Annotated in this window: 12 protein-coding genes; 3 read left to right on the top strand and 9 right to left on the bottom strand. The window is 62.7% G+C overall.

Going from position 1 to position 12051, the window contains the following annotated elements:
• Positions 1-38: 38 nt before the first annotated feature.
• Complete coding sequence (locus tag NFG58_RS03170) at positions 39-1253, bottom strand: aspartate aminotransferase family protein (protein WP_108448006.1); 1215 nt, start codon at positions 1251-1253, stop codon at positions 39-41.
• Between the two features lie 266 nt (positions 1254-1519).
• Here NFG58_RS03170 and NFG58_RS03165 point away from each other — a divergent pair, with 266 nt between their 5' ends.
• On the top strand, positions 1520-2221 hold the full coding sequence (locus NFG58_RS03165) for a class I SAM-dependent methyltransferase (RefSeq protein ID WP_348827585.1): 702 nt from the start codon (positions 1520-1522) through the stop codon (positions 2219-2221).
• 91 nt (positions 2222-2312) lie between these two features.
• Here NFG58_RS03165 and NFG58_RS03160 read toward each other — a convergent pair whose 3' ends face one another.
• The 6 genes from NFG58_RS03160 to fabV form a co-directional block, all read right to left on the bottom strand.
• A complete protein-coding gene (locus tag NFG58_RS03160; protein ID WP_348827584.1) occupies positions 2313-2807 on the bottom strand; it encodes an isochorismatase family protein in 495 nt (164 codons plus the stop codon).
• A 358-nt stretch (positions 2808-3165) separates the two neighbouring features.
• On the bottom strand, positions 3166-3390 hold the full coding sequence (locus NFG58_RS03155; protein WP_124802861.1) for a hypothetical protein: 225 nt from the start codon (positions 3388-3390) through the stop codon (positions 3166-3168).
• Between the two features lie 722 nt (positions 3391-4112).
• Positions 4113-4334, bottom strand: coding sequence for a hypothetical protein (locus tag NFG58_RS03150; protein WP_045990898.1), 222 nt, complete (start codon positions 4332-4334; stop codon positions 4113-4115).
• 442 nt (positions 4335-4776) lie between these two features.
• Entirely contained in the window at positions 4777-5289 is a 513-nt protein-coding gene (locus NFG58_RS03145) for a DUF417 family protein (RefSeq protein WP_108448003.1), read from the bottom strand.
• A 794-nt stretch (positions 5290-6083) separates the two neighbouring features.
• Entirely contained in the window at positions 6084-7061 is a 978-nt protein-coding gene (locus tag NFG58_RS03140; RefSeq protein WP_181248576.1) for a GlxA family transcriptional regulator, read from the bottom strand.
• 182 nt (positions 7062-7243) lie between these two features.
• Positions 7244-8440 (bottom strand): enoyl-ACP reductase FabV, encoded by a 1197-nt coding sequence (fabV, locus tag NFG58_RS03135; RefSeq protein ID WP_045990896.1) that lies wholly within the window; start codon positions 8438-8440, stop codon positions 7244-7246.
• Between the two features lie 256 nt (positions 8441-8696).
• Between fabV and NFG58_RS03130 the strand changes: the two genes are divergently transcribed.
• Positions 8697-9086 carry a hypothetical protein gene (locus NFG58_RS03130; protein WP_108131267.1) on the top strand — a complete coding sequence of 130 codons (390 nt, stop codon included), beginning with the start codon at positions 8697-8699 and terminating at the stop codon, positions 9084-9086.
• 12 nt (positions 9087-9098) lie between these two features.
• Here NFG58_RS03130 and NFG58_RS03125 read toward each other — a convergent pair whose 3' ends face one another.
• A complete protein-coding gene (locus NFG58_RS03125) occupies positions 9099-9584 on the bottom strand; it encodes a glutathione peroxidase (RefSeq protein ID WP_045990894.1) in 486 nt (161 codons plus the stop codon).
• 84 nt (positions 9585-9668) lie between these two features.
• Positions 9669-10220 carry an NUDIX domain-containing protein gene (locus NFG58_RS03120; protein WP_231498436.1) on the bottom strand — a complete coding sequence of 184 codons (552 nt, stop codon included), beginning with the start codon at positions 10218-10220 and terminating at the stop codon, positions 9669-9671.
• A 171-nt stretch (positions 10221-10391) separates the two neighbouring features.
• Between NFG58_RS03120 and NFG58_RS03115 the strand changes: the two genes are divergently transcribed.
• Complete coding sequence (locus NFG58_RS03115) at positions 10392-12038, top strand: acyl-CoA dehydrogenase family protein (RefSeq protein ID WP_348827583.1); 1647 nt, start codon at positions 10392-10394, stop codon at positions 12036-12038.
• Positions 12039-12051: the final 13 nt, after the last annotated feature.

Below are 12051 nucleotides of genomic sequence, written 5' to 3'. Positions count from 1 at the left end.
CGGATGCCCTCCCGTCAGCTCATGTTGATCGGCACCTTTCACGACGCGCTGACCATCCGTGCGATGGCGCGTTCGAGACGCTCGAGTCCCTCGACGATGTCGGCCTCGGGAATCACCAGCGACGGCGCCATGCGCAGCACGTTGGGGCCGGCGATCAGCGCCATCAGACCTTCCTCGATGGCCAGCGGCAGGATGTCCTTGGCGCGACCTTCATACTCGGGAGCCATCTCGGCACCGATCAGCAGTCCCATGCCACGAATTTCCTTGAACACGCCGTGCTTGCGGTTGATCGCTTCCAGGTGCTCGCGGAACAGGTCGTGACGCTTGGCGACGCCACCGAGCACTTCCGGCGTGTCGATATGACGGATCGCCGCCAATGCCACCGCCGAGGCCAGGGCGTTGCCGCCGTAGGTAGAGCCGTGGGTGCCCAGCACCAGCACCGGGGCGACGCGATCGGTGGTCAACATGGCGCCCACCGGGAAACCACCGCCCAGGCTCTTGGCGCTGGTCAGGATGTCCGGGGTGATGCCGTAGTCCATGTAGGCGTACAGCGAGCCGGAGCGGCCCACGCCGGTCTGCACCTCGTCGAACACCAGCAGGGCGTCGTGCTCGTCACACAGGTCACGCAGGCCCTGGAGGAACTCGGGCGTGGCCGGCACGATGCCGCCCTCGCCCTGCATCGGCTCGACCATGATGGCGCAGGTGTCGTCGCCGACCAGTTCGCGCACGCTGTCCAGATTGTTGAACTCGGCGTGGAGCACGCCTCCGGGCACCGGCCCGAAGCCCTGAGAGTACTTGGGCTGGCCACCCACGCTGACGGTGAACAGGGTGCGACCATGGAAGGACTGACGGAAGGAGATGATCTTGTCCTTGTGGGCCCCGTGCTTGTCATGGGCCCAGCGACGCGCCAGCTTCAGCGCGGCCTCGTTGGCCTCGCCACCGGAAGAACACAGATAGACCTTGTCGGCGAAGGTGCGCTCGGTCAGCTCCCGGGCCAGCTCCAGTGCCGGCTCGTTGGTGTAGACGTTGGACAGGTGCCACAGCTTGTCGGCCTGGGCCTTGAGGGCCTCGACCAGGACCGGGTGGCAGTGACCCAGCGAGTTCACCGCGATGCCGCCGGCGAAGTCGATGTACTCGCGGCCTTCCTGATCCCACAGACGGCTGCCTTCGCCGCGCACCGGGATGACCTTCTGAGGAGCGTAGTTGGGCACCATGTACTGGTCGAAGTCGGCACGGCTCGGGGTATGGCTCATCGGGGATCTCCGCTGTGGTTGGCGTTGCCCGTCGTCGGACGGGAGCGCGCAGCTTGCGCGCTACTGCAAAGCATGAAATGGATCGATGCTTCGAGTATAGGGACGCCCTCGCTCCACGGCTTTCAGCAATGGGACCCGCTTTTTCACAAAGCTCTGTCCTTGCGCCCTGCCCTTGCACCATCGTCATGACGCCTACCCAGGCTTCGTCTAGGCTGAAGACTCCCGCAGGACCTGACCCGATCACTATCACCTCCAGGGGCTCCGCCATGCTCAACACCACCGTCTGGAACCGCTGGCGCTATTCGCTTTATGCCCCCGTCTACGACGCGGTGGCCCAGCGCACCTTTGCCAGGGCTCGGCGGCGCGCCCTGAATCAGGTGTGCTGGCAGTCGGGGATGAAGGTACTGCTGGTGGGGGCCGGCACCGGCCTTGACCTGCCGTGGCTACCGCGCGACCTGGAGATCCACGCCAGCGACCTGTGCCCGGCGATGGTCAAGCGTCTCAAGGATCGCGCCTGTCGGCTTGGCATCGACGTCGAGGCCAGAACCATGGACGCCGAGCGGCTGGACTACGCCGACAACAGCTTCGATGTGGTGGTGATGCACCTGATCCTGGCGGTGATGCCGGATCCGGCAAAGGGGCTCGCCGAGGCCCATCGCGTCCTCAAAGGCGACGGCCAGCTATGCGTGATGGACAAGTTCCAGAGCGACGAGCGGCCCTCGGGACTGGCGCGCAGGGGGCTCAATCTGCTGACATCCGCCATCGCCACCGATATCACTCGCCAGGCCCGGCCATTGCTGGACCAGGCAGGCTTCGTCATCGAACAGGACACTCCGGTGATGATGGGCTCGTTGTTTCGTGCGTTGATCGCCGCCAAGGCCGACCACGCCGAGCCTCGACCAGCGAAACCGCGACCAGAAGAACCTCGACCAGCCGAACCTGGGCCTACTGAACATCAGTCCGGCTGAGCCTGCGTCCACTGGCGATGCTGGCGGCGCCACCGGGCAGGCGTGTCGGCTTCAAAGCGCTTCCACAGCCGGCGCAACTGACGTTCGTCGCTCACCCCCACCCGCTCGGCGATGTCTCGCGGATGTCGCTGGCGCTGAAGGTTCGCGCTCCCCGCTGCATGGCAAAGGTCAGGGTCGCTTCACTGACGAAGTCCACGGCGTATCCCAGATCGGAGGCCACCCTGGTGGTGGTCTCGCAGCACTGCTCGGTGCGAATACCGCTGATCCATAGCCGAGACACCCCTCGACCGCGTAGCCAGCGGTCCAGCCCTGTATCGGTGAAGGCGTTGTGGGCGGTCTTGTAAAAGGTCACATCAGCGGGGTCTTCGAAGCCCTCCATGGCTCGGGTCAATCCATTGTCGGGATCAAAGGCGCCCTGGCTTCCCGGCTCCGTATGGATGATTCGCACCATCAACATGCCTGCCTCGCGTGCCAGATCGATCAAGGCGCGCTGAGCTTCCGGCCAATCACCGAGTCGAGTGGCATCCCAGTAGGGGCGCGCGAGAAACGAGGCCTGAACATCGATGACGAGAAGTGCTTTGGTCATGTCCAATCTCCAGCAAAGGGGGGGGGGGAGATTGCAGACTAGTGCCCCGCAGCAGCGATGCGCAGTACAGGGCCGGCCCTGAAGGGGGCAGATTCGGACATGACGTGACTGTCGAGGATGCTGTCCATCGGCATCAGCATAGGAATCGGTATCGGCTGCCCTGCCCTGACCTTCCTCCCATCGATGGACGAGCGCTGGTTACCAGCAGACCGCAGCAGCGTAGCCACGGTTGAGCATGTCATGAACGCAGGAGCATTCGAACGCAGCATCCTTCAAGCGCTAAAAAGGCCCACCTGAGTGAGCCTTTCACGTAGCGGTCGCGAAACGCGACAACACTGCTGCCGTCTTTGCTGACGACTTACATATTCGCTTCCTGGAACGCCGCGATGGTCTCGCGCAGCAGTTCCTTCAGCTCTGCAACCTCCTGCTCGAGGGCTGCAATCTTGGCCTGGCGCTCTGCGCTTTCGGCATTCTCCTGGATCCGCTGCATGTTTTTCTGCAAGGTATCGGAATCCATGGCGAAGGCTGAGCCGACGGCCATCATCGAGACCAGCGCTGCAGTTGCCAACATCTTGGTTTTCATGTCTCTCTCCTCGTTTTCGTCGAACATCCTTCGACCACTTGTCCTGACCGCCGCCCCTGGATGGCGCTGCCGGGTGGTGGCAGGAAGCGGTAATCAACCAACGTTAGTGAAAGCCAAGGTGCGTCACGGCCACCGACAGGTAGGCGCTTCGACGACCACTCCCGAGCTCTTCCGCCGGACATCCAATGTCACGCTTCAATCGCTCTGCAAGACCGCGTCCCTGCGGCCAGTGAGCCAATCCTTCGACTCAAGTCCTTGAGGCGCTCGGTCCATGAACGTCCACCTGTCGGCGAACAGGCATCGATATCCGTTCGAAAAACACTGTTCACAAATCAACAAGATCAATCTAAAGGGCACCATTTCAGCACGCAACCGACGCTTGCTCTGCATGATCAGACTTGCACAGTCCGAACATTGGTTTGACCACTAGCGCTTCTGGCTGGCGGCATCTACCCAGCGGAAACCGCCAGCGTATTGATGCCCAACGTCTTGTCACAACCAACCCAAAGAGCGCTTCAAACCCGCAAGGCAAGACGGCGTCCCTGCCGCTGTAGATAAGGGAGTCATCAAGATGAGCACACCTTTTCTATCACCTTACCGACATTTCCCTTCACGCTTGCATGTCCTTTTGGCTAGTTCATGCGCTGCCAGGGCGATCCTCTCGGGTTGCAGAGCGAGCGCCCTTTACGTCAGCGTTCCAGCGTGTCTTTCTCCAGCTTGTGTTACTGGGACTCTTCCAGGCTCTCTACGGTCATTTGCAGCAGGTCCTTGAGCTCAGCCACTTCCTGCTCCAGGGCCTCGACCTTCTGCTCTTCAGAGGCTTCGGTGCTGCGCTCTTCGATTTCCTGCATGCGCTTTTGCAGGGTGTCGGAGTCCATGGCATAGACACTGCCAGCGGCAAACATGGAGGCCATCACTGCGGCAAAGATCATTTTGGTTTTCATGTCACTCTCCTTGGAGTCGTCGATAGTGTTTCGACGTTGAATCGTTCTGATATTTTGTGCGTTATCGAGCATCCTTTGGGATCATCTTCCTGGACGCGCCGACACTCTGCCCTCTACTTCTATCTTCGGTCTAACCACTTTCCGTCTTTCCGACTCTCGTCGTAACGTTTTGTTACCCGGCAACATCAAATCTAATCGGCATCCCTCATATTGGCAATTGCAAATATGTCCATCTAATCATTCAGGCACAATATTCGTTTAAGCTGCTGATTTAATTCACCCAAACTTCTTGATTAGAAAAGTGCGCCGACACGGACTCTTGCGCCCACACACCTTGGTAGCCATGTCCTCCACCAGCGCCCCTTCACAAAGGGACCAGGCGCGGAGCGGGCTTTCCAGCCCGGGAAAGCCACACTCCCGAGACCGAAAAGCCCTTTCATTTCTATGCAGCATCAGCAACCAGAGCGTCGTCCTTGGCATGCTGTGCACTACGCTCTGCACTCACTGCCTGCCAGGCTGAGCCGGTGATCACCAGCGATGCGCCAAGCAGTACCAGATCCTTGGCCAGGAAGCCTCCGAACAGGGACGGGAACGCCAGGGTGTCACCGGACAGGCTGCTGACGTGCAGTACACCCGGCGTGGTCAACAGGAAGCTGGTCGTTGTCAGAAAGATCACGCTTGCCAAGGCACCACCCACCAGGCCGGCTTTTTTCGAGATGGGATAGGCGGCTACCAGCAGGCCGACGATAATCTCGGCGGTTCCGATCGCGGCCGATACCTGATTGACACTGGCGACATCATAGAGCCAGGCCATCAGTGGCGAACTGGCCACAATGCCCTGGATCGCTGCAGCTTCATCGGGGTGATACTTGAAAAAGCCGATCCAGAAAAGAATGGCGACGACGCCGTACAGGGCCACATAGAAACCCAGTCGAGAAATGGTGGTGTGGTTCATGTCTAACTCTCCGTCTTCACTTTTTTAGTTTGCGTGGATGGCATCCTGACACCTCCACTTTTCTGCTACCGTTTCATTCACGCTTCGTTCGAATATGCACAGAATTCCGACCTCAATAGCGGCAGACTTCCGAGCAACTCGTCTGTTGTTCATGGTGGTTGGTAGTTGTTACCCGCGACTTTCTTACACGCCTTCTTCATTTTTTTTCGTCCCGGGCCGCTATCGACACGCCCATCGACATTCCTGGGACGAAAGCAGAGCCATTTGCTTGGCCGTTGCCTGACCTCGGCCAGCGGACAAGCCGTAACGGCTCCAGGAGTTACGGTATCTATGTAGCATTTATTGGAGATTCCTTACGCGCCCATGCTGTGCCGGCCTATGCACTCGGCGACGCAAAAGAAGGAAATACGCCAATTGTTAGCGGGTAGGCACATCGGGCAGTGCACAGTAGAGATAGCAAGAGGCGAAACGATAGGACGACAGAAGCCGGGGAGAAAGGAGCGAGAAAGGAGCGAGAGATGAGCGAGAGGAGTCGTGCTGGAGATGATGTAGAGCGCAGAGGCGAGTGGAGCACGTACAGACGGGGCGACGAGTGCAGACGGGGCGAGTGCAGACGGGGCTAGAAATGCGGGAGCGAGCAGGGGCGAAGCGAGAGGGTCGGAGCGAGAAGCTGAAACGCGACGGAGGGGAGAAGCACGGTGAAGACAGCAGCCGTTACCCTCAGGACCAGACCATTCCGACAAGCGTCGCTCATCAAGGCCTGAAGACGTACCGGATACAGAAGGCGTCGAGCGTCAGCCCAGTCGCTCTTCTCTCGGGGTCATGCCGAAGTGGTTGCGATAGGCCGTGGAAAAGTGGGCGGCAGAAGAAAAGCCGGTCTGCAGTGCGATCTCGCCCGCGGGCTGGTCGGTATCGCGCAACATTCGACGGGCCTTCTGCAGGCGCAGGTCCAGATAGTAGCGGCTCGGCACCGACTTCAGGTACTTCTTGAACAGCCGCTCCAACTGACGGCGAGAGATCCCCAGGTGCTCGGCAAGTTCATGGGTAGACAGCGGCTCCTCGATGTTGGCTTCCATCAGCTGGACCGCCTCGACCAGGCTGTCCGGCGCATGGGCCAGGCGTGAACGCAGGGGGATCTGCTGGGGCTCGTCCCCCATGCGGATGCGCTCCATCACGAAGTACTCGGAGATACGAGTGGCAAGGCCTGAGCCGTGGTGGCTTTCCACCAGGGTGATCATCATGTCCATGGCGGCGGTCCCCCCACCGCAGGTGATCCGGTCACGGTCGATCTCGAACAGCTGCTGTGACAGGCGCACCCTGGGATGGGCCGCCGCGAAGGCCTCGAAACGCTGCCAGGGTAGCGTTGCCTGGTAGCCATCCAGCAGGCCCAGCCGGGCCAGGGCTTCGGTGCCACCGCCGATACCGCCAAGCACCACCCCGGACGCCGCCAGACGCCTGAGCCAGGCGGCCAGGTCATCAGGAATGCCCCCCGGCAGCTTGGCCGGACCACACACCAGCACCATGTCGGGTTGCGACTCCGCCTCCCCCAGCGCGGCGCGTGGCAACACCGTCTGCTGGGAGGCGCTGGTCACCGCGTCGCCGCCGCTGGCGTAGCTGGTCAATCGATACAGGGTTCGCCCGTGCAGCAAGTTGGCCACGTGCAGCGGTTCGGTGGCACAGGCGTGCGCCAGCAGCGAAAACCCCGGCATGACCACGACCCCGACCTGTCGAAGCAAATCCGGCGAACGTGTTGTGCTGACGGTGTGTGGCATGGGGGGTCTCGAGGAGTGTGCGCGAGGCATATATTACGCCACTGATCTGCGAGATTCAGCGCCCATGTCCGTTGCGCATGGGCTACACCAGGTCGACACCCAAGGTCTGCGGGCTTCACATCGAAGGAGGCCGCGACCTCTCGGTCGCGGCCTCCTTCATCGCCGAACGGCAGTCCTCTGGTTTACAGCTGCACCACGTCGAACTCGGCGACAGGATCAACGTCGGCGTCGTAGTCGACGTCATCGCGCTCAAAGCCAAACAGCTTCAGGAATTCGTGCTTGTAGCCGGCGTAGTCGGTGATGTCGAACAGGTTGTCGCTGGTCACCTGGGGCCACAGGTCCTTGCACGCCTGCTGGACATCGTCACGCAACTCCCAGTCATCCAGGCGCAGGCGCCCGACGTCATCGGTGGTCGCCTCGCCGCCGTAGAGGCGCTCGCCGAACAGACGATTGAGCTGATCGATGGTGCCTTCGTGCAGACCCTGCTCCTTCATCACGCGGTACACCATGGCGATGTACAGCGGCATGACCGGAATCGCCGCACTGGCCTGGGTCACCACGGACTTCAGCACCGCCACGTTGGCGCCGCCACCGCTCTGCTTGAGCGAGTCATCGATGGCGGAGGCTGCCCGGTCCAGGTCTTCCTTGGCCTTGCCAAGGGCGCCGTGCCAGTAGATCGGCCAGGTGATCTCGGTACCGATGTAGCTGAACGCCACACTGCGAGCGCCGGGTGCCAGCACGCCGGCCTCGGACAGCGCCTCCATCCACAGTTCCCAATCCTGGCCACCCATGACGTCGATGGTGTCGGCGATCTCCTGCTCGGTCGCCGGCTCCACCTGGGCTTCGATGATGGTGTCCTTGTTGGTATCGATGGCGGTAGCACGATAGGTCTCGCCGATGGGCTTCAGGCAAGAACGCTTGAGCTCGCCGGAATCGGGCAGCTTGCGCACCGGGGAAGCCAGCGAGTAGACCACCAGATCGATCTGGCCCATGTCGGCCTTGATCAGCTCGATCGCCTTGTCACGAGCCTCGTGGGAGAAGGCGTCGCCATTGATGGACTTGCTGTAGAGCCCTTCTTGCTTGGCGAACTTGTCGAAGGCGGCAGAGTTGTACCAGCCCGCCGTACCCGGCTTCTTCTCGCTGCCCGGCTTCTCGAAGAACACCCCCAGGGTATCGGCGCCGTAGCCGAAGGCCGCAGTGACGCGCGCGGCCAGACCGTAGCCACTGGAGGCGCCGATGACCAGCACCTTCTTGGGCCCTTTGGATGCATCGAGGCCGCGCGCACGGGTCGCCTCGATCTGCTCGAGGACGTTCTTCTCGCAACCGACGGGATGGGTGGTGGTGCAGATGAATCCGCGTACCTTGGGCTTGATGATCACGACAGACCTCTTCGTTACTCGCGGCTCCCGAGGGAGAGCCATCCAATGTGTAGAGCGTGGTCGCGATATTCTAGCGGCACAGCGCCGCCCTGTCCGCCTTTGTGCACATGCCCCTGACTTCCCGCGCTTTTCCTTGCCGCGCATTGCGCCTGAACACACCAGGGCCCTGTCCGGGTGTGCTGGCGATCGCGTCACTCTCTTGCCCACCGGCACGGGGTCGGGCAGGATGCTGCCCACCGCTTGAGGAGACCGCCCGATGGATGCACAGACCCTGGTCGATGAACGCGGCGAGCTGTGGCTTGCCCTGGCGCCCATGTGGCTCGAACGCGAGCCCAGAGAGTCCGACTATGCGCGGATGGTCGAAGTGATCGAGCGCGACGGCATCGCCCTCAAGGACCTGGAATGGGTCTTTCGGATCGAGCTGGCGCCGGTATTGTCGCGTCAGCAGATGTCGGTCGCCGGTGAGTGGCGCAAGTTCGATGACCACCAATTGATGCGCCGTCTGGTCGCCCACAACCTTCGCCTCAAGGGCTGGCGACGCAAGTTCTGGGCGCTGTTCTCGGGCCTGACCACCATGATGGTGCGCCATCGCTACAACGAACTGGTGGAACGGCTGGTAGTGGCGCGCGGAGGAGACATACGCTGAGCGGGAGAGAGGTCAGGATTCGTCCAGTGCCCGCTCGAGGTCCAGCATCATGGCGTCGCCCCCATCGCGAGGCCCATAGCGCTTGAGCACACGGCCGTCTCGGGCGACCAGAAACTTGGTGAAGTTCCACTTGATGGCGCGCGTCCCCATCCATCCTGGGGCTTCGGCCTTCAGGCGTTTGAACAGCGGATGGGCCTTGGCGCCATTGACCTCGACCTTTTCCATCAAGGGAAAGGTGACACCGAACTCACGCTCACCGAAAGCGCAGAACTGCTCGGCGGACTCCGGCGACTGCCGTGCGAACTGGTTGCAGGGGAACCCGAGCACGGTGAAGCCGCGCTCGCGGTGTTCACGATAGAGCGCCTCTAGCTCCGCTAGCTGAGGGGTGAAGCCGCACTTGCTCGCCACGTTTACCACGAGCAGCACCTGGCCACGCAGGGCGCGGAGGTTGAAGGGCTCGCCGCTATGGGTGCGGCACTCGACATCATGCAGGGTCATGGGATGAACTCGCGCTTACTGTCTTCACGATGACATGCCAGACGTCATTGCGCCAGTCGCAACGCCCTGGCGGCAAAGCGGCATTCAATTGTCCCCCTCGCGCTCGAGCAGCAACTCGAGGGCCAGCCGCGTATCCGGCGTCACGCCGGCGAGCTCGAGGGCTCGACGCGGTGACATCCAGGCCACGCTGGCGACCTCCTCGGCCTGCAGCGACAAGGGGCCGTCCCACTCTACGCAGTAGACGCTGCCGAAGATGCGATACCCGTCTTCATCGTAGCGAAACTCCAGGCAATGGCGCAGCGCTACTGCGCGGATACCGAGCTCTTCGGCCAGCTCACGACGTGCCGAGACGTGGACCGCCTCCCCGGCGCCGACTACGCCTCCCGCCGCCAGGTCCAGTCCGCCTGGAAAGGCTTCCTTGGTCAGCGTTCGATGCTGCACACATAGTTCACCACGGCGATTGCGTACCACGATGTAGGTGGCGCGGTGCCAGAACCGATAGCGGCGCATTTCTGCGCGCCAGGCGCTGCCACAGGGACGATTGCGGGCATCCACCACCTGCACACGCTCCCGGGCGATCACCGCTGCGGGCGCCTCACGCTGGTTGTCAGGGGACGCCTCGCCAGCATTCGTCACGCCAGAGGCCGTGGGAGCCGAGTCGAAAGAGGAAACAGGGCACATCGAAGGGCTCCACCGAGAAAGCCCCAAGACTACCCATCCCGTCCCGTTGCGTCATCCCTCTCGTTTGACCCGAGGGGCACAGCACACCATGCTGAATATCAGGTCTTTCGTCATCAGGACAGGGCCATGCATGACCAAGCTCCGCGAGAGTGCCTGGCGAGCCACCGGGTCGACAATCAGCCGTACTCTCTTCCCTTCGACGCCTTCGCCGACGACGCCGTGCTTCAGTTCTGGCTGGCCCATCTGGCGCCGGCCTGGGTGAGTTGCCGACTGTCCCTGCTGGGCCAGGATGTCGGTCGTGCGGAGACCCAGCGACTGGGTGACGAGGCCAACCGTCACCCACCCTCATTGCGACTTTTCGATCGTCACGGTCGCCGGCTCGACGCCGTCGATTACCACCCGGCCTACCACGCCCTGATGCGCCTGGCTACCACCCGTGGCGTCCATACCATGGCCTGGACGGAGGAGGGGCGCGGCGGTCATCAGGCGCACGTGGCGGGACTCTATCTGCTGACCCAGGCGGAAACTGGCATCTGCTGCCCGGTGACCATGACCCATGCCGCCTACCCGGTGCTGCGTCGAGAACGCTCGCTGCCGGATTGGTGGACCTCTCGACTGCTCGTCGAGGACTACGATTCCAGGGCACTACCGGCGAGCGACAAGCACGCCCTGACCTTCGGCATGGCGATGACCGAGAAGCAGGGTGGCAGCGATGTGCGCACCAACACCACCCGAGCCGAGCATGGCGAGGACGGCTGGCGCCTGTACGGACACAAGTGGTTCATGAGCGCCCCCATGTCCGACGCCTTCCTGACCCTGGCTCAGCGAGACGAAGGCCTCAGCTGCTTCCTGGTGCCTCGCTTCGCCCCTGATGACGAGCGCAACGCCATCGAGATTCAGCGACTGAAGGACAAGTGCGGCAATCGCGCCAATGGCTCCGCCGAGATCGAATATCGGGGGGCCTGGGCCCACCCGCTCGGCGCCCCTGGACGCGGCATCGCCACCATCCTGGAAATGGTTCAGCAGACCCGTCTCGACGCCGCCAGCGCCCCGGTGGGCATGATGCGCCAGGCCTGGCGCGAGGCCTGGCAGCATACCTGTCAGCGTCATGCCTTCGGGGCGCCCTTGGCCGAGCAGCCGGTGATGCGAGCGGTACTGGCGGATCTGGCGCTGGAGGTGGAGGCCGGCGTGGCGCTGATGCTGCGCACCGCTCAGGCCTTCGACGGCGCCAGCCGCGGGGATGAGCAGGAGCGCGCCCTGGCCCGACTGCTGCCGAGCCTGGCCAAGTACTGGCACAACAAGCGCGCCCCCGGCTTCATGGCAGAGGCCATGGAGTGCCTCGGTGGCATCGGCTACGTCGAGGAAGCACCGCTGGCGCGGCTCTACCGCGAAGCGCCGGTCAATTCCATCTGGGAAGGGTCCGGCAACGTGATCTGCCTCGACGTGCTGCGGGTCATGGCGCGACACCCCGAGGCCATGGCGGCCCTGTATCAGCTGTTCGAGCATGCCCGAGGTGGACATCCGGATCTGGATCGCGCCTTGGCCCTGCTGCCTCAGCCGAAGACCCGCGAAGACCTGGTGCCCAGGGCCCGCTGGCTGACCCAGTGGCTGGCCCAGTGCACCCAGGCAGCGCTGCTGGTCCAGCACGCGCCCCACGAGGTGGCGGATACCTTCTGCCGCACCCGCCTGGGCCAGCACCCGAGCCCGGCCTATGGCGTGTTGCCGACGGCAAGTCCGCTGGACGCCATCCTCCATCGCTCAGCGCCAGCATGAACCGACATCGCCA

It is taken from the genome of Halomonas sp. RT37 (genome assembly GCF_040070525.1).
GTDB lineage: Bacteria > Pseudomonadota > Gammaproteobacteria > Pseudomonadales > Halomonadaceae > Halomonas > Halomonas litopenaei.
Note: the sequence above shows the minus strand (reverse complement) of the source record. Positions and strands in the feature narration are given on the sequence as shown.

Excerpts from the sequence above, each read along its gene's own strand:
- NFG58_RS03115 (WP_348827583.1), top strand. The coding sequence starts at position 10,392 with ATGCATGACCAAGCTCCGCGAGAGTGCCTGGCGAGCCACCGGGTCGAC.
- NFG58_RS03145 (WP_108448003.1), bottom strand. The coding sequence starts at position 5,289 with ATGAACCACACCACCATTTCTCGACTGGGTTTCTATGTGGCCCTGTAC.
- NFG58_RS03165 (WP_348827585.1), top strand. The coding sequence starts at position 1,520 with ATGCTCAACACCACCGTCTGGAACCGCTGGCGCTATTCGCTTTATGCC.
- NFG58_RS03150 (WP_045990898.1), bottom strand. The coding sequence starts at position 4,334 with ATGAAAACCAAAATGATCTTTGCCGCAGTGATGGCCTCCATGTTTGCC.
- NFG58_RS03140 (WP_181248576.1), bottom strand. The coding sequence starts at position 7,061 with ATGCCACACACCGTCAGCACAACACGTTCGCCGGATTTGCTTCGACAG.
- NFG58_RS03130 (WP_108131267.1), top strand. The coding sequence starts at position 8,697 with ATGGATGCACAGACCCTGGTCGATGAACGCGGCGAGCTGTGGCTTGCC.
- NFG58_RS03160 (WP_348827584.1), bottom strand. The coding sequence starts at position 2,807 with ATGACCAAAGCACTTCTCGTCATCGATGTTCAGGCCTCGTTTCTCGCG.
- NFG58_RS03125 (WP_045990894.1), bottom strand. The coding sequence starts at position 9,584 with ATGACCCTGCATGATGTCGAGTGCCGCACCCATAGCGGCGAGCCCTTC.
- NFG58_RS03170 (WP_108448006.1), bottom strand. The coding sequence starts at position 1,253 with ATGAGCCATACCCCGAGCCGTGCCGACTTCGACCAGTACATGGTGCCC.
- NFG58_RS03155 (WP_124802861.1), bottom strand. The coding sequence starts at position 3,390 with ATGAAAACCAAGATGTTGGCAACTGCAGCGCTGGTCTCGATGATGGCC.